Origin of the sequence: Pseudarthrobacter raffinosi, assembly GCF_023913735.1 — a bacterium.
Lineage (GTDB): Bacteria > Actinomycetota > Actinomycetes > Actinomycetales > Micrococcaceae > Arthrobacter > Arthrobacter raffinosi.
Window position 1 is genome coordinate 111,108 of the sequence record NZ_JAMXBH010000009.1, and the last position, 23,447, is coordinate 134,554.

Consider the following 23,447-nt stretch of genomic DNA (forward strand, 5'->3'; position numbering starts at 1 on the left):
GAGGGAGTCCTGTCGGCTACAGCCGGCAGGACTCCTTCAGCATGAATCACGGGCGGCTTTCCTTCATCGCCGCTTCGAATGCCGGCAAGCTGCGTTCGATCATGTCCTCGTTGGCTGTCAGGGAGATCCGGAAGAAGCCTGGCGTCTCGAACAGCACGCCCGGCAACACGAAGACATCCCGGCTGGCAAGTGAGTTGGTGAACGCCTCATCGTCCGAAATGGGGGACGTGACATACAGGTAGAACGTGCCCTCCGGCCGCAGGACGCGGTACCCCATGCCGCCGAGCACATCGACGAGACGGTCCCGGCGCCGCTGCAACTGGCCGACGTCGATGGTGAACTTCTCCAGTTCGGGAAGCGCATGCTGCAGCAGGGCGTTCGGATACACCCAGCCCATCGCGACCTGCAGGCCGGTGATAGCCGGCTCCATCTCATCCCGCTGCGGCATGGTGGGCGGCAACGCCAGGTAGCCGACGCGCTGGCCTGGGGAGAGATGGGTCTTGCCGTAGGAGTAGGCCAGGAGCGTGTGCGGGTAGAACTCCACAGGGCTGTGGAATCGCGAGCCGTCGAACACGATCCGGTTGTAGGCTTCGTCCGAGATGAGGAAGATCCGCCGTCCAATCCTCGCCGAGGCCGCCTCCATCAATTCGGCCAGCCGGACCAGCAATTCGGGGGGATAAATCCGCCCCGTGGGATTGTTGGGCGAGTTGACGATCACTACCCGGGTGCGTTCCGTGATGGCTGCCTCGATCGCGTCGAGGTCCAGGTCGAACGTGGTTGTGTTGATTTTCACCTTCACCGGTACGAGCCCGGCTTCAAGGATCAGCGGCTCGTATAGGAACCAGGGCGGCAGGCTGTAAATGATCTCGTCGCCGGGATCGGCGACGGTCTTCAGGGCAAGGGCGATGGCGGCGAAGCCACCGGTGGTGAGGTAAATATCCTCCGTCCGGAAGGGCACATCCAGCAGCCTGTGAAGGGATTGAGCGGCCGCTTCCCGGGCGGCCTCGCCGTTGGTCTGGTAGGCGAACCACTGATCATTCTGAGGAGTCAGCGCGTCCCGAAGCGTATTGACGTAGCGGTCAGCCGGCATCTGGTGCGGGTTGCCGAAGGTGAAGTCGCAGCCCGGCACCTGCCCGTGCCCGCGGGCACTGTACTCCCGGATGTAGGCGTTAACCCGTTGAAGGGATGGGATCGACGCCAGCCGTGCAGCGCGATCAGATACCGCCGACGTTGTCTGGGATGTGGCTGTCGGATCGTTCATGTCAGTGCTCCTGTGTAGGGCAGCCCGGTGGGGCGGCAGTCGGATGGGCGGCGCGCTGCCGAGCCAGCGGAGGCTGTTGTTAGAGCCATTGTTGACTCGACGATGCGTTGGAGTAAAGGGGCATTGCGTCAATTGTGCAAGCGGCACTTGCCCAATTTGGCACTTCCCCTATTCATAGCGTTGCAAGGCCTGCTCGGCATGGTCATGGGCGCATGCTTCTGCGGCAGCAAGCCGTGGCGGATTCCAGCCTCATCACTTATGCCGCCGCGTCCGCGGCGCACCGGCGACAGCTCCAGCACCTGCCGCTCTGGCAAGACCGACAGTGGGGACACCTTTCACCATGAAAATGCGCAACGGCGACGTTGCCAGAATCACGATCGTCTCCGCTGTGCGGACGGACACGGTGACCGCGACTGCGTTTGCGTCGCCGCCGAAGAACGGAACCTACCTGCTTCTGGACGTGCTGTGGGAGACCGAGGCGGGGAAAACCAGCTCGAATCCCTTCTACTCCTCAGCCAAGGATGAAAGCGGCCGCAAAGCTGACCTCAGCATGTTTGCCGATAACCAGCTGGGCTCCGTGAAGTCCTGCCGGGTGAGAAGTCCCGTGGGTTTATCGCGTTCGACATAGCACCCGGGGCGGCGACCGTGATGATCTCCGACCCGCTGATGCAGGAAGCGGCGCGGATCCAGATCCCGGGGTAACGGCGGCTGGTAAGGCGTGCAGTGTATGCCTAACAGAATGCCCTGCACCCGCTTGGTGCAGGGCATCCTGGCACACCGTTTCGTTGAGGGCGCTGACGTCAACCGCACTTCAAGAAGTCGCCAAGAAAGACATCTCCGAAGCCGAACACCCCTTTGCAGCGTGGACCGGCAGTAACCTAAACAAAGGTCTTGGAGTCATTGGATTTGCCGACGCCCGCTACAAAATTACAGAAACCGCGGACCCAAATCTGCCCTGGCACCTCCCCTTTTCGATAGACGAACTCAACATTCTCGCCCTTTGGGCGCATCAGCTGAATCGTGAGTTGAGGTATGTTCGCGTGACCCATCAGATAGTCGAGCGTCACGCTGGCTTCCTGGCAACCGATAGGGCACTGCTGATGGGGGACTTCAACAGCAACACGGTCTGGGACAGGGAGCATCCTGGAAGAAACCACAGCATGCTGGTAGACAAGCTTGCCGGGCTCGGGCTCAGCAGCGTGTACCACCGCCACGAGGTTGCGGACCATGGTGCGGAAACGGCCAAGACGTATTATCACCAGTGGAACGAGCGATTTGGGCATCATATCGACTACGCGTTCCTGAGCGACGGAACCGCAGCCAATCTGCGAATAGGGGATGCTGACGCCTGGTTGGCACATAGCGACCACATGCCGCTGATCCTCGATATCGGATAAGTCAATGATGCCTGTCATGTACACTCGAGGCGCTTAGATGTACATTTGAGGAATGTCAACCATCAACATCACTGACGCGCGTTCCCATCTACCGGAACTCCTCCGTGTGGCTGAATCCGAGCCGGTATTCATTGAGAGCAGGGGGCGTCGGGCAGCCGTTCTTGTGTCCCCGGAGCGCTATGAGCAGATGTTGGATGCCCTTGAAGAGGTCGAAGATATCGCAGCGTTCGACGCGGCCATGGCCGAAGAGGGCGAAAATATCCCCTGGGCCCAAGTGAAAGTCGATCTTGGCTGGGCATGACCAGCTATCGGATTGAGCTAAGTCCTGCGGCCCTTCGGGCCCTCAGACAGATCCATCCGAACGAGCGCGATCGTATTCACGGCGCCATCGCACTCCTAGGCTCCGATCCGCGGCCGCCCAAGGCCATTGCCTTGCGTGGCCGTCCGGGATTTCGGGTCGCTGTTGGCGATTATCGGATCATCTATACGGTCCAGGACGATGTTCTGCTGGTGGTTGTTATCACCCTTGGTCATCGGCGCGATGTCTACGGCAAGTAGGCTCTCGAGCTCAAGCTCATCATGACTGCCCGACATGGCGATGAAATCGACGACGGAGCCCAGCCCTCCGCTCCTCGTCCGGTGCTTGTAACATTTGAAACGGACCCAGTCCAAATTGTGCAACGCTTTGCACAATTGCTCGGCTTCAATTGGGCAAGCACTTGCCCAATTGACACCTCCCATATGTGCAGCGTTGCCAGCCTTGCTCGGTGTGGTCATAGGCCTCCATCTCCATCGGCAGCAAGCCTGTGGCGGATTCGGGTCCCATCGCTTCTGCCGCTGACTCCGCGGCTCCGGCGGAGGCAGCGGCGCAGCCTGCGGCAGCCTCGCCCGTCGACCGCCCCTGCACCGGCCGCTCCCACGGCACCGACGGTGGGGACACCGTTCAGCGTGAAGCTGCGCAACGGGGTCGTCGCCCGTGCCCGGGTGAGTCTTAAACTTCGTCGCGGGTAGCGCTCCCGCCTGGACCCTCGAACGCTCGCTGAGGATTAGGCCGTGGCCGTTCCATCGAGAACAAGAGCCATCCCGATCAGAGCAGCACGGCGACTATGCCGGCGCCGCCAAGCCAGGTCAGCGGGTTGTGCCTCGGCGGCAATTGTGAAAGTGGCTCTTTCACATTTCGTTGGCGTCCGTCCGACAAGCGGGGCCTGCCGGCTTGGGAAACTCCACAGCGAGTTGCCGGCCCGGGTTACTTCTGTGCTGTTACGTTCGACGCCGGCCGCTCCGTACAAACTGGCAGGCCGTCGTCGGAGCCGGTACCGACGTCGCAGCGACGTACCTGCCGCAGACGCAGGCGCCATTTCCGTCTGATGCGCGCACAATGGTAGGGACAGGCAGGGCCTGGCCGGCCCTGGTTTCCGGAGTCGAGGACGGTCACCGTGAGAGCGATTCAGACCAAGGCCGCAGTGCTGCTGATGGCGGCGCTCCTCGTGGGCGGGTGCGGCTCCGGCGGCGGAAGTCCCGCAGCGTCCTCCGAGCCGGGGACAGCGACGACGGGAGCGGTCACCCCCGGAGCGCCAGTTATCACCATCAAGGACTTCGAGTATGGCGCGCCGCTGACCGTTGCGCCGGGCGCAATTGTCATGGTCACCAACATGGACTCAGCGGGCCATACCGTCACCGCGGACCAGGGCCAGGCATTTGACGTGGATGTCCGCGGAAGCGGCGGGACGGCCACGTTCACGGCGCCCTCGGCACCCGGGTCCTACCCGTACTTCTGCACCTATCACCCCAATATGCGCGGGACGCTGATAGTCAAATGAACATGGCACTGAGGGTACTGACAGCACTGGCTTTGTTCATCGATGCCGGGGTCCATATTTATCTGGCCCCCGGCTACCAGGCGGCCGCGCCTGGCGGAATCGGACAAGGCAACTTGTTCTATCTCGAATCGGCGGCGGCGGTGCTGACGGCGCTGTGGGTTCTGTTCCGCGGCAGCCGAGCCTCCTTTGCCCTGGCACTGGTGGTGGCCCTGAGCGCATTCGTCGCCGTGGTGTTATACCGGTATGTGGATTTTCCGGCCTTCGGACCCTTCCCCGCGATGTATGAGCCGGTGTGGTTTCTTGAGAAGTCGCTCAGCGCCGTGGCCGAAGGAGTGGGAGCACTCCTGGCCGCAGTAGGTCTGGTCCGTACCGCCCCGAAGCGACGGGCCGAGGGCAACTAGTGGGCGATCAGGGCATCTGCGCGGGTGGCAGGTTCTTGGCAGCGGGTCCCTGGATGACGGTTCCGTCGGTGGAGAATCGGGAGCCGTGGCAGGGGCAGTCCCAAGTGGTCTCGGCGGTGTTGAAGCCGACGGTGCAGCCCAGATGGGTACAGGTGGCGGAGACGGCGTGGACTTGCCCGTCTGCGTCTTTGTAGACGGCGGTGCTCTCGCCGTTGACTTTGATGACTGTCCCCTCTCCCGGCGAGAGGTCCGAGTGGCTGGGCCGGCGGCGGAGTTTGCTGGCCAGGACAGCTGCCACGGTCTTGAAGTTCTCCTCCGCGAACCGTTTCGCGCTGGCTGCCGGGGTGAACCGGTTGCTGTTGAACACCGAGGCCCAAGGGTTTTCCCGGCCGCTGAGGGTGTCGGCAAGAATGAGGGCGGCTGCGGTTCCGTTGGACAGGCCCCATTTCCGCAGACCGGTGATCACGTACACGTGCTTGGCGGCGGGGGACATGAGTCCGGCGTAGGGCAGCCCGTCGAGCGGGATGCCGTCCTGTGTGGACCAGCGGTAGGCGATCTTTTCCACGCCGAGGCGGTCGTGGGCGAAGGCTGCGAGTCTGCGGTACCGCGCGGCTGTGTCGCCGGGCTCGGATACGCGGTGGCCCTCACCGCCGGTAAGCACGTAGCTTGTGCCGTTGACGCTGGTGGTCAGAATGGATCGCATCGGTTCGTCGGCGCTGATGAACGTGGCGTCCAGCGGTGGCGTGTCCACGCGTCCGGCGACGAGGTAGGAGCGGTGCGGATGAGACCGCAGGTAGAACAATCCCTGGCCGCCCCACGGCACATTCGTGGCGACGATGATGCCGCGGGCCCGGACGGTGCCGTGTTCGGTATCGACGACGGCCGGGGAACCATCGTGGACCTGCTGCGCCCGGGTCTGCTCATAAACGAAGCTGCCCTCACCGTTGACCGCGCGGGCGAGACCCCGGAGGTATTTCACGGCATGGATTTGCGCCTGCCCGTCGAATCGGACCGCACCCTTGACCGGGAAGGGCAGCGGCACGTCGGTGGTGAAAGCGGCGGGCAGGCCGAGGCTGGCGGCAAGGTTGGCTTCCGTGCGCACGCGGCTGAGCGCGTCGTCGGATTCGGCGTAGGTGTAGTTGGCGACGCGGCGGAAGTCACAGTCGATGGCTTCCTCGGCCACGAGTTGCGCGACATGTTCGACTGCGGCCTGGTTGGCCTCCCCGTAGACACGCGCGGTGTCGTTGCCGTGTCGGCGCGCAAGTTCCGTGTAGGCAAGGCGGTGAAGGGAGGTGACCTTGCCCGTGGTGTAGCCGGTGACGCCGGTTCCGACGCGGGCGGTCTCGATGACCGCGACGGTCCGGCCGGTGCGTTTGAGTGCCAACGCGGCGGTCAGCCCGGCGACGCCGGCCCCGATAACCGCGACGTCCACCTCCAGATCCCCGCTCAAGACCGGATAATCGGTGGCTCCGGCGGTAGCGACCCAGAGTGAGCGGGGTTCACCTTCCGGCCGTCCACTGTTCGATGCGTCATTCACTGCGTCACCTCAGGATCACCCGGTACTGCTCGGCTGTGTTAAGGCTGCGTCAGCAGCAGCCGACGCCGAGGGACTGACGGCGACCGTCCCGAGGATTTTCTACTCCAGGGGACGGCCGCCGTCGTCGGTTTCCCACGAACCGTGGCGCTATGAGGTGCTTCCTTTCGTCTTCTCCATTGCATCCCTGCCCAGCCAGAGGCCCAGGCCGATCATGCCGAGGCCCAGAACCAGGTGCAGCCAGTTGTCAGCAGTGTTGAAAGGGACGAAGTTGGCAGCCGCGTTCATGTCGATGACCAGGCCGTAGATCCACAGGACCAGGTACACGATGCCGCCGCCGAGCAGGAACCAGCGGGCCATCGGGCTTGTCCGGGCCATAACGATCCCAGCCACACCGAACAGCAAATGCACGATGTTGTGCAGCACTGACACTTGGAAGACGCCAAGAAGCATGGCCCCGGACTCATGTCCCGCGAAGGTCATGGCGCCGTAATTGGTGGTGATTCCCGGGATGAACCCGAGGACTCCAACCAGCAGGAAAACTGCACCGATACCGATGGCGGTGTTGTGAAGTGTCAACCCCATCATGTGGTGTTGGGCAGGGTGTGACGCGGTAGTCATTTTGTCTCCCTTTCGCGCTGGTTGCCGGCTCTTCAGATGGAGAGCCGGCCTTGCGGCAAGGAGTCGCAAAAATCCTGCCGACGCCCACATCGTACTCCGGAAAACCGCGTGTGGGCAGGGTTCGCGTTAACAGTGCTTTGGGGGCCTCACCCAGGCGTGGACCGCCGCAGCCATCTTTCCCAGACGGCGCCGTCGCTGACATGCTGGTAGCGTGACTTCGATCTTGACCGAACCACCCCGTACCGCGCTCACATGGAAACTGGTGCCAGCGGTCCTGCTCTCGGTGTCCGGAGTGCTGCTATTCGGCGTCGAGAATGACCTCATGGGCTACGGCGTGCTTGCGTTGAGCCTCGTCACGGCCGCAGTCATCGACCGCGAATTCCTACGGCACCTCGCGCTGATTGCGGCGGGAATGGTGATCATCAGCCTGGTTCCGCTGAACGCTGATTTGAGCATCCCGCACATTGCTTTGATGGGTGGAGCCCTTGCGTTGGCCGTGCTGGTGCCGTGGCTGGTGTCCCGTTTCGCCTACCGCGAGAGGATCATCAAGTTTCCGGTGAACACGGGCCGCAAATGGCCGTTGAGCGCAAAGCTGTACCTGATCGTTGTTGTGGCCCTCGGCTACCTCATCCTTCCGGTCTACCTGATCCGCACCGGGGTGTATCAGAACTGGCCGGACGCCTCCGACCCCACCATTTTCTGGCGCCTCTTTCTCGGCGTCAACGCGGTTGGAATTTGGGACGAACTGTTCTTCATCTGCACCACGTTCACGCTGCTGCGGCGGCACTTCCCGGACTGGCTCGCCAACATCCTGCAGGCCGTGGTCTTCTCGTCCTTTCTGTGGGAGATCGGCTACATGGCCTGGGGACCGCTCCTTACGTTCCCGTTCGCGCTGCTGCAGGGATACACCTTCAAGCTGACCAAGTCGTTCACTTATGTTGTGACGGTGCACTTAGTCTTCGACTTTGTGCTGTTCCTCGCACTCGTGCACGCGCACAACCGCGACTGGCTGCCGATCTTCTTGTATTGAGGCCTGCTTGCGTGGAGCGGTCGTACCTTGGCCTATCCGGATGGACGTACTGGCTGGCGCAGCACAGTCCTTAGCTTCCCCGGAGGCACTCGCTTGGGGTCGTCCAGGTAGATCTCGTGGTGGTTCCCGTTTGGAACCAGGTTATGGGCGGGCAGGAACTTACTGTGCAGCCTGGCAAGGGTCGGCACTTCCCCACTGTTCGGCCCCACGTGCATGATCTGGGCGCACAGGCCTTCGTAAAGGCTTTCGATCCGCAGGCTGGCCGGCGGTTCACCCATGCTTGCTTTCGCCTTATCGACGGCATCCTCAAACATCGCCGCCGTCAGCCAGCCCGGTTCAAAGACGATCATCATCCGCCAGTTCAGTTTGTCTCGGTTTCCGCGGATGAGGTCCTGGATATCGTCCGCCCACCAGAGGCCTTCGAGCGGTGGTTCCACGAAGTGCTTGCCCATTTGCTTTCTGGCGAAAGGCTTCATGGGGTCGATGACTGCATACAACCACTTGATGGTGTTGCACTCGGCTACTTGATCCTGAAGCCTGCTCCAACAGGCTCAACGTCAGGGCATCCCGGCCAGGTGCGCGCACGCGTCCCACAAGCGCTTCCGGGCTTCGGGGTCCGATCCCATTCCGGGCGTCGGGAGCTCCTTGCGCTTGGCCCATAGCTTTCCGGAGACTCCCGCTGTTTCGCGTGACGTGGCGAGCCAGAGCGGTGTATCCGCGGCCTTTTCTGCGGGTGCTCCGAACGTGTTCGTGATCCAGCGGAATGGGCCCCCGACGTCCTGCAGCAGCGTCGTGTTCTTGACCAGTCCAGGATGGACGGCATTGGCGACCACGCCTGAGCCGCGCAGACGCTCAGCGAACTCCTGCGTGAGCAGAACCCGGGCCAGCATTGTGGGCGGCGTCGAGCGAAGGTAGCTGTACTTGCCGCTTGCCGTCTGGAGGTCGTCGAAGTTCAGCCTGGAATTGCCATACCGGGACGCGATGTTGACGATGCGGGGATTGCTGGGTGGTGCGGCTGCGCGGTGCGTGAGCGCGTCCAGCAGCAGGTTCGTCAGGAGGAAGTACGCCATCACATTAGTGGCGAAGGTCAGTTCTATTCCATCGCGGGTTACCTGACGCTCCTTGCGGAACACGCCCGCTGCGTTGACCAGCACGTCGAGCCGGTCGTGGCGGGACAGGAAGTCCGCCGCCGCCGCCTGGATCGAGGACTGGTCTGAGAGGTCACAGACCAGTGGTTCAAGTTTGGCGCCCGGAACGTGCCGGCGGATGCCCGCCATCGCCGCGCTCGCCGGGTTGTTGATCGCCCCGCCACGACCACCAAGGCACCCTCACGTGCAAGGCCCGATGCCACAGCGCCTCCCAAGCCGCCAGCTGGAAGTAGGAATTGTCACGGTCACGGACCTGAGGTCCGGGGAGCGATGGCCCAGCTTCGTCGAAGCCGCCCGGCGCGAGAAGGTGCTGTCGCTCCTGGCGTTGCGGATGCACCTGGAGGGCGAGGCCAGCGCAGGAATGATCTTCTACAGCTCCAGGCCGCACGGATTCGGCCGGGACGCCATGGAAGCAGCCCATTCCTTGGCTGCGGAGGCGTCGAAGGGACTGCGCCTCGTCCTCCGGATCGTGTCACTGCAGGAAACGGAGGAGAACCTTGGGGCGGCCATGGCTTCGCGGACGCCGACAGATCTCGCGCTGGGTGTCATCATCGGCCAGGAACGGTGCAGCTACGATGATGCGCTTGAGTGGCTCTTCCGTGCATCACGGACCCGCAACGTCAGTATCCGCGATTTGGCGGCCGAGATTGTTGCCGCGGCCGACGAGCCCCACCCCGTACGGATCCATTTCGACCACTGACCTACCTGAATGGCGGCAGTTCCTGTTAATCGGCAGAGGCCGGGGGCTCTTTGCGCTCCGGATCAAGTTTCTCAGAGCGGGGCGCTTTCACGCAGGCAGCGGTCCTCTGGGTCGATGGCGCCCATGATGCGCTTGCCGATGCTCGCCAGCTGGCGCGACTGCGCCTTCGTGAGGGGATCGAACACGAGCGCTCGGACTGCTTCCACGTGCCCCGGAGCGGTTTGGGTAATCTTCGCCCAGCCCTCGTCGGTGAGTGTGGCCAGGGTGATGCGTCCGTCGGAAGGATCCGTGGAGCGGTGAACCCAGCCCCGCTTTTCAAGCCGGCTGACAACCTGGGACAGGCGGGGGAGTCCGGACTCGGTGAAGCCCGCCAGGTCACTCATCCGGCGGGTTCGTTCCGGAGCTTCAGACAGGCCGGCAAGGACCATGTACTCAAAGTGGCTTATCCCGGCGTCCTGCTGCAGCTGGGAGTCCAGGGCGGCGGGGAGCTTCATCATGATGCCCACGAGGGTCAGCCACACCTCACGTTCATCCCTGCTCAGCCAGCGGGGTTCGACGGAATTTTCCATAGGGCAAGCCTAAGGCATTTACTTCATGAGTGAAGTTTTATGTCCGGCAAATCACTTGCGTCGTGAACTTATGACCAGTACTGTTTACTTCAACATTCAAGTACTTTCAGACTTCCTGAGGAGCCCAGATGACCGTCATGTCCGAGACCGTCGCGCGGCCATTCGAACAACCGGCCGCCGTCCGCAGCCAGGTCACCGTCCCGCTGCGCTTCCCTGATGGCTTCGCGGCCACAGCCGAGATCATGACGTTCCATGGGCTGGCCGACGGTAAGGAGCACCTGCTGCTCGCGCTCGGCGAATGGGAGCAGACGCTCCTGGACCAGGGCCCGGAAGGTACGGCCCCGCTGGTCCGACTGCACAGCGAGTGCCTCACCGGCGACGTGTTCGGCAGCGAGCGCTGCGACTGCGGACCCCAGCTGCGCGAGGCAGTCGAGGAGATTGCCGCCGTCGGGGGCTTCCTGCTGTACCTCCGGCAGGAAGGGCGTGGCATCGGCCTGTACTCCAAGCTCGACGCCTATGCCCTGCAGGACACCGGCCTGGATACCTACGAAGCCAACGTTGCCCTGGGTCGCGGCGAGGACGAGCGGGACTACAGCGCCGCCGCCCAGATGCTCGGAGCGCTTGGCGCCGGCCGGATCCGCCTCCTCACCAACAACCCGGACAAAGTAGGGCAGCTGACGGCCCTCGGCGTTGACGTCTCGGAGCAGGTCCCCACCGGCGTGCACCTCTCGGAGGCGAACCACCGCTACCTGGCCGCGAAGCGCAGCCATACAGCGCACACCATTGAGCTTCCCGAAGAGGTGCTCCCGGCCGTGATGCCGACCGCGGCGGCTGTGGCAGTTCCGACGCACGACGAGCTGCTAGCCCGGGTGGATGCCCTCGTTCCCCGGCTGCGGGAACGCGCATCTGAAACCGAGGAGATCCGCCGTATTCCGGAAGCCACCATGGCTGAACTGAAGGCGGCGGGCGTATTTCAGATGCTCGCGCCTAAGGCCGTGGGCGGCTTCGGCCTGGGGCTGGAAACCTACGTGGAGGTGGTCCGCCACCTCGCCCAGGGATGTGTCTCCACGGCGTGGAGCGTCGGGCACCTGGTGGAACATGTCTGGATGCTGGCCCGCTGGCCGCAGGAAGCCCAGGATGAAGTCTTCGCCAACGGGCCGGCGCCCTTGGCTGCCGCCACCGGCGCCCCTCCAGGTAAAGCAGAGAAGGTTCCCGGCGGGTTCATTATCTCGGGCCGCTGGAGCTTCGCCTCCGGTGTCATGCATTCTGAGTGGGCGCTCCTGGCTGTGCAGCACGGCGAGATCCGCCTACAGTGCCTGGTCCCGGTGTCCGATCTTGACCTCCTGGACGTCTGGCACACGGCCGGCCTGCGGGGGACAGGAAGCAACGATCTCCGGACGGAGAATCTCTTTGTCCCAGCGCACCGCGCTCTGGAGTGGAACCTCCTGGCCGCCGCGGACAACCCCGGCAGCCGCATCCATCCGGATCCGAACATCCACATCCCCATGGCCACGTTCCTGAACATGGTTGCCCCGGCAGCTGCTTTGGGGGCCGCTGAGCACGCCATCGAGGTGTTCCGGGACCTGATGATGGTGCGCAAGGTCAAGCAGACAACGCAGGCGCGGCAGGCGGATTCGCCGCTCGCGCAGGCCCGGTTCTCGCAGGCCTTCGGGCAGGTGGCGACTGCGCGGCTGCACTGGCAGGAAGCTGTCCGGGTGGTGGCCGCTTCCTACGGCCGGCGGCCGGTCGCTTTCACGGATGAGGAGCGGGCACAGTACCGGCTTTCCCTCGGTCTCAGTGGCGCGGCATCCGCCGAGGCTGTCCGCCTCATCCTGACGGGCTCCGGAGGGAGTGTTCACCGGCTGACGCACCCACTCCAGCGGATCCAACGCGATGTCAATGTACTGCTCAACCACGCCTCCCTGACCATGGATCCGATCCTGGAACAGGCAGGCCGCGGACTCCTGGACCTCGGGTTTTCCATCCCGGCGGAGCAGTTCTGACCGGGCGCATGGGACCCTTGCAGGACCGCCGGCTTCGGAGAAGGATATGACCCTCACTCGAGGAGGCCAACCATGGTCCAGCTTGGAAAGTTTGAACGGTACCTGATCGAGGAATTCTTCGACGACTACCGCGCCGGCGCAATGACGCACCGCACCTTCACCCGCCGGGTCGCATTCATCATGGGAAGCATGGCGGCGGCATCGGGCGCGATGCTGCTCGTCGGATGCACACCCGAGGAAGTCCCACGCAGCACGGACCCCATGCCCACACCCACGCCGTCATCGTCGACGGCGGGCACCGGCACCGCTTCTGCCGGTGCTGTTCCGGGGGCCAAAAGTCCGCTCTCCGTCCCGGAGGGCGCCGCGGGGCTGACGACGGCGACCGTGCGGTTCCCGGCCGAAAGAACCGAGATCAGTGGGTACCTCGCCCGGCCCGAATCCGGAGCAGCCGGCCCTGCGGTGCTGGTCTGCCACGAGAACCGCGGCCTGACCCCTCACATCCAGGACGTTGCCCGCCGCTTTGCCAAAGCCGGGTACGCGGCGCTGGCCCTTGACCTGCTCAGCAGGGAAGGCGGCACCGCCAGCCTTGACTCCGACGCCGTGTCGGGTGCACTGACCAGCGCCGGCGCCCCACGCCATGTTGCTGACTTCGCGGCGGCCTTTGACTACCTTCAGGGCCAGGACTTCGTGGACTCCGGACGCATCGCCATGAACGGGTACTGTTTCGGCGGCGGCATTACCTGGCAGGCGGCAACCGAGCTGGCCGGGCTGAAGGCCACCGCGGCGTTCTATGGTCCGGCGCCGGACCTGAACAAGGTGCCGGCCATCAAGGCCGCGGTGTTCGGGGTTTATGCCGAACGCGACGCGCGGATCACCGGCGCGATGCCGAGCCTCCGCGATGCCCTGGGCGCCACCACGGTGACGCACCAGCTCACCGTTTACCCCGGCGTCGACCATGCCTTCCACAACGACACCGGCGAGCGCTACAACGAAACCCAGGCCACGGCTGCCTGGAACGACACCCTCGCCTGGTTCGGACAGCACGTCTGAGGGGTGACGCCAGCACGGTTGATCTGCGTAGCGCTATCTGACGTTTTGAGCCTCCAGAACGACAGATAGCGCTACTCAGTTGGGAGGGCGGGGCACTCACCCGCGGCCGCGGGTAGTCTTGAAGGATGAGCACCGCAATCCCACTAACGCTCACCTTCGACGGGCGTTTCGCCCGCGAACTCGAGGAGTTGGCGGTTCCCTGGCAGGCAGAGGAAGCGCCAGACCCGCAGCTGCTGGTCCTGAACGAGCCGTTGGCCGCCGAACTGGGCCTGGACCCGTCCTCGCTGCGGACGCCCGAGGGGACCCGGTTGCTCATCGGCAACCAGATTCCTGACGGTGCCACACCGGTGGCCCAGGCCTATGCCGGCCACCAGTTCGGCGGCTACTCACCCCTGCTCGGCGACGGGCGGGCCCTCCTGCTGGGTGAGGTCACGGACATCCACGGGCAGCTTCGGGACATCCACCTCAAGGGCTCCGGCCGGACACCGTTCGCCCGCGCAGGTGACGGTCTCGCCGTCGTCGGTCCCATGCTGCGCGAGTACGTCGTCAGCGAAGCCATGCACGCCATGGGCATCCCCACCACGAGGTCCCTTGCCGTGGTGGCCACGGGCCGGCCCGTCCGCCGCGAAACCATGCTGCCCGGCGCCGTGCTCACCCGGGTGGCCAGCAGCCACTTGCGCGTTGGCAGCTTCCAGTTCGCCCGCGTCAACGGCGAGACGGACCTTCTGCGCCGCCTGGCCGATCACGCCATCAGCCGCCATTATCCGGACGCGGCGCTCGCCGACAAGCCCTACCTTGCGTTCTTCGATGAGGTCATAGCAGCACAGGCGTCACTGGTGGCGCACTGGATGCTGGTGGGCTTCGTCCACGGCGTGATGAACACCGACAACATGGCCATCTCCGGCGAGACCATCGACTACGGTCCCTGTGCGTTTATGGACGCCTTCAACCCCGGCGCGGTCTACAGCTCCATCGACGCGGACGGACGCTACGCCTACGCCAACCAGCCGGTCATCGCCGAATGGAACCTCACCCGGCTCGCTGAAGCACTCCTGCCCCTGCTCCATGAAGACCAGGACCAGGCCGTGGCGCTCGCCGTTGAATCCCTCGGCGCCTTCCGCACGCTGTACAGCGCTGCCTGGTCAGCCGGCATGAAGTCCAAGCTTGGACTGCACTCGGACACGAACGACGACGTTGCGTCGCCCCTGGTGGACGGTCTGCTGGCGCTGCTCCAGGAAGGCCAGGTGGATTACACGTCCTTCTTCCGTAGCCTCGGCTCGGCGGCCCGCGGGACCCCGGAAACTGCGCGGTCCATGTTTGCGGACCCGGGCGCCTTCGACGCCTGGGCCGCACGGTGGCTGGCCCTGGCGCCGGACGCGGACCTGATGGACCGGGTCAACCCCGTCTACATCCCCAGGAACCACCTGGTTGAAGAGGCCCTGGATGCTGCTATCGCAGGCGACCTGGACCCATTCAACCGGTTGGTGGACGTCCTGGCCGATCCGTACACGCAGCGCCCCGGGCTGGAACGCTACGCCGGCCCCGCCCCTGAAAACTTCGGGAGCTACCGGACCTTCTGCGGGACCTGAGCGAACACAAGGGATGGACGACGGCGGCGCGCGGCCGGGTGCCGCCCGCCGCCGTCGAGCATGGTCGGATCACGCTACGCGGACGAAGGACGCTCCGGCGAGCCAGCTGAGGGAGTGGACTTCGGTTTTGTAACCGTCCACCCCGCCGCTGACTACCTGGCCGTTGCCGGCGTAGACGCCCACATGGCCGGCCGTGATGACCAGATCCCCTGCGGCCGGGGTGCCCACCACCGTGCCGTACTGGTAGAACTGGCCGGGAGCCAGGTCACCCACGCTCTTACCCACCGAGCGCAGCGCCTTCTCCACCATGGCGGTGCAGTCCTGCTGCACGCCGAGCTGTGAAGTGGCGGAAGCCAGGATGGCCGCGCCGAGCGAGCCGGCCGGAGCCTGGGCTGCCGGTGCGGACGTTGAGGCCAGCTGTATACCGGTGTTGGTGGCGGAGGACGGCGCCGCTGCGGCCTTCGCCGCCGGAGCCGGTGCGGCGCCCGGTGCCGTGTAGCCGGCGCCGGGGATCCGGATCTGGTCGCCGGGGTAGATGATGGTGGTCAGCGAGAGTCCATTGGCGGCAAGGACGTCGTTGAGCGGGACGCCGTTGGTGGCGGAAATCTGGCCCAGCGTGTCACCCGAAACGACGGTGTGAACGTTGGCCGCGGCGGGGGCCGCTGCGGCGGGGGCCGGAGCAACAGCGGCCGGAGCCGCTGCCGCCGCACCGGTTTGGACCTGGGCGTTGGCAGTCCCGGCATCATCCGGGCCGTGGACGCCGGCCTGAGCCGGGACGCCGATGCCGAACAGCAGGCCGGATGCAGCAACAGCCACCAGGGCCGGACGGCCAAACGTCAGGGCGTGTGCTTTGGCCGTTGACGACAGGCCGACAGGGACGGTAGAGCTGGCAGAAACCACACGATGGCGTGCGGAAGCGGAATTCTTGGACACGGTTGATCGCCTCTCCCATGCCTGCGGGGTGAGCTGTCGGGTTCGGGTCGGAGATACCCGGCCGGTAGCGGCGCCGCACTAAACGGAGCGATACCGACTTAACCCCAAGGCTTCGCAAGAAGCCGTGGAAACGTGGTTCCCCCGTCCCTGCCAGCTGGAAAGCGACTGGATCCCGGTCAGCGGCAGGGCTCGGCATACTGGCGGGAATGGTCCGGCTTGAGCCGGGCCACCGTTTGACCATAACTTCTGCTCGGCGGCAATGTCACATTCCGGTAACGGAATGTAGGAGTGAAATTCACTCGTATGTCAGCGCGAATGCTCTACTCCCTGGTAACGATGTTGCAGGTCAACCCCCGTAATCCGTATATGCCCGGTAAGCTCACCAACTATGTCCCGGATTGTTCAAAAAATGCGGCTGCCCGCCCTCGCCGGCATGCTGGCGGTCGCCCTGGTAGGGTCGGCTGCGCTGCTGCCCTCACATGCCGCCGACGACGCCCCGCCCGGCGGCTATCCCTCGTGGCAGGACGTGCAGAACGCCAAGCAAAACGAGGCCGGCAAAGCGGCAGAGGTCACCAGGATCAACGGGCTGCTGGGCGGGCTTCAGGCCGAAGCGGAGGCGCTGGGCAATGCGGCCGTGACATCCGCCGCGGAGTACGCCCAGGCCGAAGCGGCGCTTCAGGCCGCCACTTCCACTGTGCATGCCCTGACCGCCCAGACGGCACGCGCCGCGGCCGAACTGGGACAGTACAAGAAGGAAATCGGTGCCCTGGCGGCGCAGTCGTATAAGACCGGTGGCACAAACATGGGTTTCTTCGTTGCTCTCGACGCCGTGCAGAACAACAGCATCCAAGGCCTGAATATCGTCCAGATCGTCAGCGACAAGACTGCAGCCCTGGTGAACAAATCCGCAGCCGCCGAACGCATTTCCCGCGCCCTGGCCGATCAGGAGCAGGCAGCCAGGGCAGAGCGCGAGCGTCTGTCCAGCGAAGCCAGAACCAAGCTCGCCGCCGCCCAGTCCGCCCAGCAGGCCATGTCCAGGCAGATCGCGGAGCAGCAGGAGCACGGCCAGGAACTGACCGCGCAGTTGGCATCCCTCAAGGGCACCACCGCTGCGGTGGAGGGTGAGTTCCGGCAGGGCCAGGTGGCCTTGGCCGCGTACGAAACGGCGCAGGCCGCCAAACGGGCCGCGGCGCAGGAACAGGCACGCCAACAGGCGGAGGCGGCAGCCAGGGCGGCGGCCCTCGCCGCTGCGCAGAAACCGGCTCCGGCCCCACCTGTTGTACCGGGAGTGCCAGCCCCCGCTCCTGTCCCGAGCCCGACGCCGGCTCCGCCGCCCGTCGTCGTCGTGCCTTCCGTGCCGGGCGGCGCTGTGAACGACCCCGCCGGCGCAAAAACCTACGCGGCCGGGCAGTTGGGCGCCTACGGCTGGGGCCAGGACCAGTTTCCGTGCCTGGCGTCGCTGTGGACCAAGGAGTCGAACTGGCTGACCACCGCCACCAACCCGTACTCGGGCGCATACGGCATCGCCCAGTCGCTGCCGGCCAGCAAGTATGCCAGCGCCGGCAGCGACTGGCTCACGAGCTACCGGACCCAGGTCAGTTGGGGCCTGTCCTATATCGCTGACCGCTACGGGTCACCGTGCAGCGCGTGGAACCATTCCGTGGCCAACAACTGGTACTGACCTGCCGGGGGAGGGCAGCCGGGTCACGTTCCCGGGGGCTTGGCGAATTCCGCGGCGCTGAAGAATTCAATGCCGACGAAGGCTTCGTCGCCGTCCACCCAGGCGTCATGCCCGGGTGGAATGGTGTACGAATCGCCGGCGCTGATGCTGATCCGGTTGCCACCGGTGGTCTCGACGTTGAGGGCACCGGAAACGCAGTATCCGACGTGGTTGTTCTGGCAGGACTCGGTCTGGACCACCGGCTTGATGCAGTCCGACCAGCGCCAGCCGGGACTGAACGTCAACCGGCCGACCGTGTAGTCGCCCAGGTTGACGACATCCACTTCGGTTTTCTCCGGCCGGCGCTTCTCATCCGGTGTGTTGTGGGACTTGACTGCCAGTTCTGTGACGATGTTTGTAGGCATGACACGCAGACTTTCTCTGTTGGTTTTGTGTCCGGCAGCTTTCTGTCCCTGGCTGCCAGACCACATCTGAGGCGCTTACGCTTGCCAGCATCCTCCCGCCGGCGGCGCTTGTCGAGACCCAAACCACTAGGCTTTTCCCATGCCCGATTTTGAACGGTTCCGGGTCCTGCTGGAAGAAGAGCGCGCCCGGAAACTCGAGCTGCTCCCCGCGCTCCGTGCGGACATCTCCTCGGCGAACGCCGCACGCCAGGATTCCAACGTGGATGACGAACACGACCCCGAGGGTTCCACCATTGCGTTCGAGCTGTCGCAGGCCTCGGCGCTCCTGAAGCAGAGCAGTGCGGGACTTGACCAGGTGGATGCGGCCCTGGCGCGGATTGCGGCGGGCACGTACGGAACGTGCGCCGTGTGCGGGGACCCCATCGCGGAGGGACGGCTCGAAGCCCGCCCGTCGACGCCGTTCTGCATCCTCCACGCGGCCACCGGGAGGGTGCTGTGAACGGGCGTGTGCAGGAGGCTGCCGGCTTCATCGATGCCACCCTGCAGAATGAGGGCGCCTGGTACCGGGCGGAAGGCGTGGAGTCCCGGGTGGGCGGGGCACTTGGGTCCTACGGATCGTCGGTGGGAGCCGTACGCGGCACCGTCCGCGACGCCGGCACGAAATTCAAGGATCTTGGCCACGACGAGGTGACCGCTTTGGCATCTCTCCTCTGGGGCCGGCCCGGTCCCGGCAGGCGGCCGGTCTATGAAAGGCGGCTCGCGGCCGTGGTGCTGCTGCAGTCCCGGGTTGCCCTCCTCCGCCACTCTGACCTGACCCGGCTGGAGGGCTTCATCAGAACCGCGCAGACCGGTGAGCTGGTGGACCCACTGATTGCCGACGTTGTGGTTCCGTTGCTGCAGGGACTGGGCGAAAGCGGCCGCCAGCGCGCCGACGTCGTCATCACCCGCTGGCACCAGGACCCCGACGATTCGCTTCGCCACGCTGCCCGGCTCATCGCGTCTCAGGGACCCGACCTGCAGCGCATTTCCGGGAACCGCGACGCGGAACGCGACTGACCCCTGTTCCCCGGTCCCCGTCAGTCGTACTCTGGGGCTTGGAGGTGATTGCCATGGAGGCAGCGCAGGGCGACAGGATTATCGTCCGGGGGAGGACCGTCGGATCTTCGGACCGGCACGGCGTGATCGTGGAAGTCCGTGGTCAGGAAGGTCATCCGCCCTACCTGGTCAGGTTCGACGACGGACACGAAACCGTTATGTACCCGGGCGGTGATTTCGCCGTCGAACGCGGTCACGCGGGACAGGCCGGCTGACGCGCCGCGGGCGGCCGCGCGTCCGGGCCACCGGGCACCTGTCAGACTGGTGGAATGGATCACTCCTTGGCTGCCACGTCCCCTGACGCGAACCTCACGATTCCACCGGCCCGGACCGGTCCGCGGGACCCCGGTGACGCCTGGGTGGAGGGCGGCGGCGGCAAGTTCTGGGGCAGGTTCGGTGCCGCGGGCGTGCTGGCTTATGACCCCGGCAAGGGCGTTCTCCTGCAGCACCGCGCGCTGTGGAGCCATAACGGTGGTACCTGGGGACTGCCCGGCGGAGCATTGCACCAGGGCGAGGACGCAGTCACCGGGGCCCTCCGCGAGGCGCACGAGGAAGCCGCGGTACCGGCCGCGGATGTGAGCGTCCTCTTCACGTCTGTGCTGGACTTGGGCTACTGGTCCTACACCACCGTTGTAGTGCTGGTGACCGCGCCTTTTGAGCCCGTAATCAGCGATCCGGAAAGCCTCGAACTCCAGTGGGTTCGGTTGGACGAGGTGGACGCGAAGGAGCTCCATCCCGGTTTCGCAAAATCGTGGCCGGACCTGCGGACGCGCATGCTGGAAGGGCGAGATTAGGGTTGCCTAAGTGCGGTGCGCCATAATGGTGTTCCGACCCCCTGCTGCGCATGAGGAAGAACATGACCGCCCCGCTCTCCGTGTTGCTCACACAGTCCACCAGTGCGGCCCACGAAGAAGCTGAGTCGTCCCCGTTTATGGGCGACCTGCTCAAGGGCAGGATGGACGCGGCCGCCGTCGCTGCCCTCACTGCCCAGCTGGACAAGGACGGGACCGAGGAGGTGCTCGCGCACGCCGCCCACGCCTTCCGGCTCAACGGCGGCATCTTCGCGGACCTGCAGCTCGCCGTCGGGGCCCGACCGCAGCCTGCGGCCTGACCCCATGGACCAGTTCCGGGATCTGCCCTTCGGCGTGGCGGCAGCCAGCCTGTTCGCGATTGTTATGCTGCGCGTGAATGCGACGTACTGGATCGGCCGGGGAGCCGCAGCAGGCATGGAACACACGCGGTTCGCGTCGTCCTGGAACGGCCGGCGTGCCGTCCACGCGAAGGAGCTGGTCCGCCGGTGGGGACCACTCGCCGTGACGCTTTCGTTCCTGACCATCGGCCTGCAGACCGCCGTCAACCTCGCCGCCGGCGCTGCGAAGATGCCGTTGCGGCGCTACCTTCCCGCCGCCGTCGCCGGTTCCATCCTCTGGGCACTGCTCTACGCCACCATCGGGCTCGCCGCCGTGGAGGCGTGGCTGGCGCTGGCTGCCGGCTCCCCGTGGGGGATTGTTGTGCTGGCCGCCGCAGCGGCCGGACTTATCGCCTGGCTGCTGGTACGGCGGCGGCGCCGGTCGCGGGGGAGCGCTGCCGACCGGGCCGAGGCAGGCACAGCGGATAGGGTGGGCTGAGCCACACAAGAACAAAGCGAAAGGGTCAATGGTGACTGCTGCACTCCCGGAACTGGCCGACGGCGATTTCTACTACCAGGCGCAGGGCGACGGCCAATTCCGCTCCACCATCCACGCCCAAGGGGCCTGGAACGAGCACGAACAGCACATGGCGCCAGCGTCCGGACTGATGGCGGACAGCCTGGAGCGCCACGAGCCGCGCGCCGACATGCGCATGGCCCGGCTGAGCTACGAGATCCTGGGCCTGATCCCGGGCGGCGGGTTCCACATCGAAACCACCACCCTCCGCCCCGGCCGGACCATCGAGCTCCTGCAGGCAGAACTGGTAGCCAACGGGCGGGTGGCCATCCGCGCCACCGCGTGGCGGATGATCACCAGCGACACGTCCGCGGTTGCCGCCGTCGAGGACACTGCCATCCCGGCACCGGATGAATGCAAACCGTTCGACGGCGCCGCCATCTGGCCAGGCGGCTATATCCGGTCCCTGGAGATGCGCGTGGCCGAGGGCCACCGGCCCGGCGCCGGCATCGTCTGGCTCCGCACGCAGCACCCCCTGACGGATAAAGCCGACAGCGGCGACCTGGCCCGCCTGATGGGCCTCGTTGACACAGCCAACGGGATCGCGGCCAGGGTCCCGCCGGGCAAGGACAGCTATGCGTTCCCCAACCTGGACCTGCAGATCCACATGTACCGCAGGCCCGACGGCGAATGGCTTGGCTTGGACAACGCCGTCTCCTTCGGAACCGACGGGATTGGCCTCACGTCCACCGTCCTGCACGATCTTCAGGGCCCGTTCGGCCGTGCCGAACAGATCCTGACGCTTCGCCGGACCTGACGGCCTTGCCCGTGACTACCGGACCGCTGTGACTACCTGTCCCTGTGACTAGTCGGCGCCGGTAATGCTTTTGTAGCTGTGCACCGCATTGCGCAGGGTGGGGAAGAAATGGTCCGCAGTGAACCGTGCGCTCGCCCCGAACCGGATCAGGCGGTCCTTGATCGGTCCCTTCATTTCTGCGAAGACCAAGCTGATACCGTCCTGCGCCAGTTCATCGTCGAGCAGAACGAGCTCATCCAGCGCTGTCGTATCAAGGCCTGTGATCGGCTCGGCTGCCACAATGACCCACTTCACCGGCCAGGGCGCAGCGTCCACCAGGCCGTGGATGTGCTCGGCGAACACTTCCCCGTTGGCAAAGAACAACGGTGCATCGAAACGGGCAATCACCAGGCCCTCCACCCGCCGGCCTTCGGGATGCCGGTCCAGGTCATGGAAGCCCGGAACGTCCGCCACGCTGGCCAGCTCAGTGCGGTAGGGATCCCAGGCGCGCTGGACAAAGGCCAGAAGGGACAGTCCAATGGCCACGGCAATTCCCGGCAGGACCCCTACAAAGGCGACGCCGAGGAATGTAACCACCAGGAGGAGGGCCTCCAGCCGGCTCATCCTGACGAGGCGCACGAGCGTTCGCACGTCAACCAGCGAAGACGCCGCCACGATCACCACGGCGGCGAGCGTGGCGGTGGGAAGGAAAGCCGTCACCCCCGGTGTGGCGACCATAAAAAGGACTACGAGCAAGGCTGCCACCACACCGCTGAGCTGCGTCTTCGCCCCGGCGTCGAGCACAATCGGGGTGCGGGAGGAACTTCCGCTCACCGGAAAGCCGCCCAGCACCCCGGTTGCCACGTTGGCGATGCCCAAGGCCCCCATTTCCTCATTGCCGTTGACCCTCGCTCCGCGTCGCGCTGCGAGGCTCTTGGACAAAGTGGAGGTGTCCGCAAAAGCAATCAGCGCGATGCCTGCTGCAGGGCCCACGAGCGACAGGACCTCGTCCACGCCAATTCCGCCCAGCGCAGGGGCCGGGAGTCCCTGCGGCAGGGCGCCCACCATGGGCAGCTGTCCGGCCAGGCCCAGTACGGCCACTGCGGCGATGGAGCCGGCCACCGCGAACAGGACGCTGGGCACCTTCCACGGAAGAAAACGGCCGGCGACAATGACGGCCACACTGCCGGCACCCACAGCCAGGGCGATGGGATTGATACCGCCGCTGAGGACGGCGTCCGCCAGGGACGTGAGGCGCTCAAAGAGGCCATCGGCCGAGACATCGATCCCCAGCAGCCGCGGAAGCTGGCTGACGGTGACGGCCAGTGCGATGCCGTTCAGGTACCCGACGCGGATCGGCCGGGACAGCAATCCGGTCACAAACCCCAGCTTGAAGATCCGGCCGGCTATCAGGAAGACGCCGATCAGGATGGCCAGCACTCCGGCCATGGTCACCGCCTTCTCCGGATCCTGCCCGGCCAGCGGAAGGATGGCGGCCGCGATCATGGGGGCCAGCGCCGAGTCCGGCCCCACAATGACAACCCGGGATGGCCCGAACACGGCATAGAAGATCATGGGCACCACGGAGGCGTACAGCCCGTTCACCGCAGGAAGCCCGCTGGCCTCGGCGTACGCCATCCCTGCCGGCACCAGGGCTGCGCTCAAGGCCGCCCCGGCCACCAGGTCCGACTTCAGCCAGGACCGTTTGTAGCCACGCGCAACACCAACGCCCGGTAGCGCCTTGTTGATCCAGTCGTGCCGCACTCGGG

Annotated in this window: 28 protein-coding genes and 1 riboswitch; of the genes, 19 read left to right on the top strand and 9 right to left on the bottom strand. The window is 65.3% G+C overall.

The genetic code is table 11. The features are described from left to right. Nucleotides 1-46: 46 nt before the first annotated feature. Nucleotides 47-1,261, bottom strand: a complete 1,215-nt coding sequence (locus NG698_RS10070) for an aminotransferase class I/II-fold pyridoxal phosphate-dependent enzyme (protein WP_252609556.1) — start codon at nucleotides 1,259-1,261, stop codon at nucleotides 47-49. A 340-nt stretch (nucleotides 1,262-1,601) separates the two neighbouring features. On the opposite strand from NG698_RS10070, the gene NG698_RS10075 reads away from it, so the two are divergent. The 6 genes from NG698_RS10075 to NG698_RS10100 all read left to right on the top strand — a co-directional run bounded on the left by NG698_RS10075 (nucleotide 1,602) and on the right by NG698_RS10100 (nucleotide 4,879). Continuing rightward, on the top strand, nucleotides 1,602-1,889 hold the full coding sequence (locus NG698_RS10075; RefSeq protein ID WP_252599491.1) for a hypothetical protein: 288 nt from the start codon (nucleotides 1,602-1,604) through the stop codon (nucleotides 1,887-1,889). A gap of 157 nt (nucleotides 1,890-2,046) precedes the next feature. Beyond that, on the top strand, nucleotides 2,047-2,658 hold the full coding sequence (locus NG698_RS10080) for an exonuclease/endonuclease/phosphatase family protein (protein WP_252599490.1): 612 nt from the start codon (nucleotides 2,047-2,049) through the stop codon (nucleotides 2,656-2,658). A 52-nt stretch (nucleotides 2,659-2,710) separates the two neighbouring features. After that, nucleotides 2,711-2,959 carry a type II toxin-antitoxin system Phd/YefM family antitoxin gene (locus NG698_RS10085; RefSeq protein WP_252609558.1) on the top strand — a complete coding sequence of 83 codons (249 nt, stop codon included), beginning with the start codon at nucleotides 2,711-2,713 and terminating at the stop codon, nucleotides 2,957-2,959. Then, complete coding sequence (locus NG698_RS10090; protein WP_252599488.1) at nucleotides 2,956-3,216, top strand: type II toxin-antitoxin system RelE family toxin; 261 nt, start codon at nucleotides 2,956-2,958, stop codon at nucleotides 3,214-3,216. Before NG698_RS10085 ends, NG698_RS10090 begins: the two co-directional genes overlap by 4 nt. 878 nt (nucleotides 3,217-4,094) lie before the next feature. Further along, nucleotides 4,095-4,478 carry a cupredoxin domain-containing protein gene (locus NG698_RS21790; protein ID WP_252599487.1) on the top strand — a complete coding sequence of 128 codons (384 nt, stop codon included), beginning with the start codon at nucleotides 4,095-4,097 and terminating at the stop codon, nucleotides 4,476-4,478. A 2-nt stretch (nucleotides 4,479-4,480) separates the two neighbouring features. After that, nucleotides 4,481-4,879: a hypothetical protein gene (locus NG698_RS10100; protein WP_252599486.1), complete on the top strand. Its 399-nt coding sequence runs from the start codon at nucleotides 4,481-4,483 to the stop codon at nucleotides 4,877-4,879. A gap of 7 nt (nucleotides 4,880-4,886) precedes the next feature. Here the strand turns inward: NG698_RS10100 and NG698_RS10105 are convergent, their stop codons facing one another. After that, nucleotides 4,887-6,416 (bottom strand): FAD-dependent oxidoreductase, encoded by a 1,530-nt coding sequence (locus tag NG698_RS10105; protein WP_252609560.1) that lies wholly within the window; start codon nucleotides 6,414-6,416, stop codon nucleotides 4,887-4,889. 147 nt (nucleotides 6,417-6,563) lie between these two features. Next, on the bottom strand, nucleotides 6,564-7,034 hold the full coding sequence (locus NG698_RS10110; RefSeq protein WP_252599484.1) for a DUF4383 domain-containing protein: 471 nt from the start codon (nucleotides 7,032-7,034) through the stop codon (nucleotides 6,564-6,566). Between the two features lie 211 nt (nucleotides 7,035-7,245). On the opposite strand from NG698_RS10110, the gene NG698_RS10115 reads away from it, so the two are divergent. After that, complete coding sequence (locus tag NG698_RS10115) at nucleotides 7,246-8,064, top strand: CPBP family intramembrane glutamic endopeptidase (RefSeq protein ID WP_252599483.1); 819 nt, start codon at nucleotides 7,246-7,248, stop codon at nucleotides 8,062-8,064. 32 nt (nucleotides 8,065-8,096) lie between these two features. On the opposite strand, the gene NG698_RS10120 is transcribed toward NG698_RS10115, so the two are convergent. Next, on the bottom strand, nucleotides 8,097-8,561 hold the full coding sequence (locus NG698_RS10120; RefSeq protein ID WP_374209881.1) for a GyrI-like domain-containing protein: 465 nt from the start codon (nucleotides 8,559-8,561) through the stop codon (nucleotides 8,097-8,099). Nucleotides 8,562-8,621: 60 nt separating this feature from the next. Continuing rightward, a complete protein-coding gene (locus NG698_RS10125; protein ID WP_252609570.1) occupies nucleotides 8,622-9,341 on the bottom strand; it encodes an SDR family NAD(P)-dependent oxidoreductase in 720 nt (239 codons plus the stop codon). A 67-nt stretch (nucleotides 9,342-9,408) separates the two neighbouring features. On the opposite strand from NG698_RS10125, the gene NG698_RS10130 reads away from it, so the two are divergent. Next, on the top strand, nucleotides 9,409-9,912 hold the full coding sequence (locus NG698_RS10130; RefSeq protein WP_252599480.1) for an ANTAR domain-containing protein: 504 nt from the start codon (nucleotides 9,409-9,411) through the stop codon (nucleotides 9,910-9,912). Nucleotides 9,913-9,983: 71 nt separating this feature from the next. Here the strand turns inward: NG698_RS10130 and NG698_RS10135 are convergent, their stop codons facing one another. Next, complete coding sequence (locus tag NG698_RS10135; protein ID WP_252599479.1) at nucleotides 9,984-10,481, bottom strand: MarR family winged helix-turn-helix transcriptional regulator; 498 nt, start codon at nucleotides 10,479-10,481, stop codon at nucleotides 9,984-9,986. A 128-nt stretch (nucleotides 10,482-10,609) separates the two neighbouring features. Here NG698_RS10135 and ribA point away from each other — a divergent pair, with 128 nt between their 5' ends. The 3 genes from ribA to NG698_RS10155 all read left to right on the top strand — a co-directional run bounded on the left by ribA (nucleotide 10,610) and on the right by NG698_RS10155 (nucleotide 15,123). Then, nucleotides 10,610-12,484, top strand: a complete 1,875-nt coding sequence (gene ribA / locus NG698_RS21755; protein WP_305887091.1) for a GTP cyclohydrolase II RibA — start codon at nucleotides 10,610-10,612, stop codon at nucleotides 12,482-12,484. A gap of 72 nt (nucleotides 12,485-12,556) precedes the next feature. Beyond that, the gene (locus tag NG698_RS10150; RefSeq protein WP_252599478.1) at nucleotides 12,557-13,534 is read left to right on the top strand and encodes a dienelactone hydrolase family protein; all 978 of its coding nucleotides are present in this window, start codon (nucleotides 12,557-12,559) and stop codon (nucleotides 13,532-13,534) included. 125 nt (nucleotides 13,535-13,659) lie between these two features. After that, nucleotides 13,660-15,123 carry a protein adenylyltransferase SelO gene (locus tag NG698_RS10155; protein ID WP_252609572.1) on the top strand — a complete coding sequence of 488 codons (1,464 nt, stop codon included), beginning with the start codon at nucleotides 13,660-13,662 and terminating at the stop codon, nucleotides 15,121-15,123. A gap of 69 nt (nucleotides 15,124-15,192) precedes the next feature. Here NG698_RS10155 and NG698_RS10160 read toward each other — a convergent pair whose 3' ends face one another. Continuing rightward, on the bottom strand, nucleotides 15,193-16,056 hold the full coding sequence (locus NG698_RS10160; protein ID WP_252609574.1) for a C40 family peptidase: 864 nt from the start codon (nucleotides 16,054-16,056) through the stop codon (nucleotides 15,193-15,195). Between the two features lie 3 nt (nucleotides 16,057-16,059). After that, nucleotides 16,060-16,230: riboswitch (cyclic di-AMP (ydaO/yuaA leader) on the bottom strand. A gap of 214 nt (nucleotides 16,231-16,444) precedes the next feature. On the opposite strand from NG698_RS10160, the gene NG698_RS10165 reads away from it, so the two are divergent. Then, nucleotides 16,445-17,737 (top strand): aggregation-promoting factor C-terminal-like domain-containing protein, encoded by a 1,293-nt coding sequence (locus NG698_RS10165; protein WP_252609576.1) that lies wholly within the window; start codon nucleotides 16,445-16,447, stop codon nucleotides 17,735-17,737. A gap of 23 nt (nucleotides 17,738-17,760) precedes the next feature. On the opposite strand, the gene NG698_RS10170 is transcribed toward NG698_RS10165, so the two are convergent. Continuing rightward, nucleotides 17,761-18,141, bottom strand: a complete 381-nt coding sequence (locus NG698_RS10170) for a cupin domain-containing protein (protein WP_058932317.1) — start codon at nucleotides 18,139-18,141, stop codon at nucleotides 17,761-17,763. 139 nt (nucleotides 18,142-18,280) lie between these two features. Between NG698_RS10170 and NG698_RS10175 the strand changes: the two genes are divergently transcribed. The 7 genes from NG698_RS10175 to NG698_RS10205 all read left to right on the top strand — a co-directional run bounded on the left by NG698_RS10175 (nucleotide 18,281) and on the right by NG698_RS10205 (nucleotide 21,699). Beyond that, nucleotides 18,281-18,640, top strand: a complete 360-nt coding sequence (locus NG698_RS10175; protein WP_252599474.1) for a TraR/DksA family transcriptional regulator — start codon at nucleotides 18,281-18,283, stop codon at nucleotides 18,638-18,640. Then, on the top strand, nucleotides 18,637-19,197 hold the full coding sequence (locus NG698_RS10180) for a DNA alkylation repair protein (protein ID WP_252599473.1): 561 nt from the start codon (nucleotides 18,637-18,639) through the stop codon (nucleotides 19,195-19,197). The genes NG698_RS10175 and NG698_RS10180 overlap by 4 nt, the downstream gene beginning before the upstream one ends. A gap of 53 nt (nucleotides 19,198-19,250) precedes the next feature. Next, nucleotides 19,251-19,451: a DUF1918 domain-containing protein gene (locus NG698_RS10185; RefSeq protein WP_056340407.1), complete on the top strand. Its 201-nt coding sequence runs from the start codon at nucleotides 19,251-19,253 to the stop codon at nucleotides 19,449-19,451. A gap of 54 nt (nucleotides 19,452-19,505) precedes the next feature. Beyond that, nucleotides 19,506-20,030, top strand: coding sequence for an NUDIX domain-containing protein (locus tag NG698_RS10190; RefSeq protein WP_252609578.1), 525 nt, complete (start codon nucleotides 19,506-19,508; stop codon nucleotides 20,028-20,030). Between the two features lie 62 nt (nucleotides 20,031-20,092). Beyond that, nucleotides 20,093-20,347: a biliverdin-producing heme oxygenase gene (locus tag NG698_RS10195; RefSeq protein WP_252599471.1), complete on the top strand. Its 255-nt coding sequence runs from the start codon at nucleotides 20,093-20,095 to the stop codon at nucleotides 20,345-20,347. 4 nt (nucleotides 20,348-20,351) lie between these two features. After that, nucleotides 20,352-20,864 carry a DedA family protein gene (locus NG698_RS10200; RefSeq protein WP_252599470.1) on the top strand — a complete coding sequence of 171 codons (513 nt, stop codon included), beginning with the start codon at nucleotides 20,352-20,354 and terminating at the stop codon, nucleotides 20,862-20,864. A 31-nt stretch (nucleotides 20,865-20,895) separates the two neighbouring features. Then, nucleotides 20,896-21,699, top strand: coding sequence for a thioesterase family protein (locus tag NG698_RS10205; RefSeq protein WP_252599562.1), 804 nt, complete (start codon nucleotides 20,896-20,898; stop codon nucleotides 21,697-21,699). A 48-nt stretch (nucleotides 21,700-21,747) separates the two neighbouring features. On the opposite strand, the gene NG698_RS10210 is transcribed toward NG698_RS10205, so the two are convergent. Beyond that, on the bottom strand, nucleotides 21,748-23,442 hold the full coding sequence (locus tag NG698_RS10210) for a SulP family inorganic anion transporter (protein WP_252599469.1): 1,695 nt from the start codon (nucleotides 23,440-23,442) through the stop codon (nucleotides 21,748-21,750). Between the last annotated feature and the right edge of the window lie 5 nt (nucleotides 23,443-23,447).

What these genes read in the sequence shown, in the direction of transcription:
- NG698_RS10075 (WP_252599491.1), top strand. Translation starts at nt 1,602, where the DNA reads ATGAAAATGCGCAACGGCGACGTTGCCAGAATCACGATCGTCTCCGCT.
- NG698_RS10100 (WP_252599486.1), top strand. Translation starts at nt 4,481, where the DNA reads ATGGCACTGAGGGTACTGACAGCACTGGCTTTGTTCATCGATGCCGGG.
- NG698_RS10125 (WP_252609570.1), bottom strand. Translation starts at nt 9,341, where the DNA reads ATGGCGGGCATCCGCCGGCACGTTCCGGGCGCCAAACTTGAACCACTG.
- ribA (WP_305887091.1), top strand. Translation starts at nt 10,610, where the DNA reads ATGACCGTCATGTCCGAGACCGTCGCGCGGCCATTCGAACAACCGGCC.
- NG698_RS10175 (WP_252599474.1), top strand. Translation starts at nt 18,281, where the DNA reads ATGCCCGATTTTGAACGGTTCCGGGTCCTGCTGGAAGAAGAGCGCGCC.
- NG698_RS10185 (WP_056340407.1), top strand. Translation starts at nt 19,251, where the DNA reads ATGGAGGCAGCGCAGGGCGACAGGATTATCGTCCGGGGGAGGACCGTC.
- NG698_RS10150 (WP_252599478.1), top strand. Translation starts at nt 12,557, where the DNA reads ATGGTCCAGCTTGGAAAGTTTGAACGGTACCTGATCGAGGAATTCTTC.
- NG698_RS10130 (WP_252599480.1), top strand. Translation starts at nt 9,409, where the DNA reads ATGCCACAGCGCCTCCCAAGCCGCCAGCTGGAAGTAGGAATTGTCACG.
- NG698_RS10090 (WP_252599488.1), top strand. Translation starts at nt 2,956, where the DNA reads ATGACCAGCTATCGGATTGAGCTAAGTCCTGCGGCCCTTCGGGCCCTC.
- NG698_RS10200 (WP_252599470.1), top strand. Translation starts at nt 20,352, where the DNA reads ATGGACCAGTTCCGGGATCTGCCCTTCGGCGTGGCGGCAGCCAGCCTG.
- NG698_RS10190 (WP_252609578.1), top strand. Translation starts at nt 19,506, where the DNA reads ATGGATCACTCCTTGGCTGCCACGTCCCCTGACGCGAACCTCACGATT.
- NG698_RS10135 (WP_252599479.1), bottom strand. Translation starts at nt 10,481, where the DNA reads ATGGAAAATTCCGTCGAACCCCGCTGGCTGAGCAGGGATGAACGTGAG.
- NG698_RS10110 (WP_252599484.1), bottom strand. Translation starts at nt 7,034, where the DNA reads ATGACTACCGCGTCACACCCTGCCCAACACCACATGATGGGGTTGACA.
- NG698_RS10070 (WP_252609556.1), bottom strand. Translation starts at nt 1,261, where the DNA reads ATGAACGATCCGACAGCCACATCCCAGACAACGTCGGCGGTATCTGAT.
- NG698_RS10165 (WP_252609576.1), top strand. Translation starts at nt 16,445, where the DNA reads ATGTCCCGGATTGTTCAAAAAATGCGGCTGCCCGCCCTCGCCGGCATG.
- NG698_RS10170 (WP_058932317.1), bottom strand. Translation starts at nt 18,141, where the DNA reads ATGCCTACAAACATCGTCACAGAACTGGCAGTCAAGTCCCACAACACA.
- NG698_RS10155 (WP_252609572.1), top strand. Translation starts at nt 13,660, where the DNA reads ATGAGCACCGCAATCCCACTAACGCTCACCTTCGACGGGCGTTTCGCC.
- NG698_RS10085 (WP_252609558.1), top strand. Translation starts at nt 2,711, where the DNA reads ATGTCAACCATCAACATCACTGACGCGCGTTCCCATCTACCGGAACTC.
- NG698_RS10195 (WP_252599471.1), top strand. Translation starts at nt 20,093, where the DNA reads ATGACCGCCCCGCTCTCCGTGTTGCTCACACAGTCCACCAGTGCGGCC.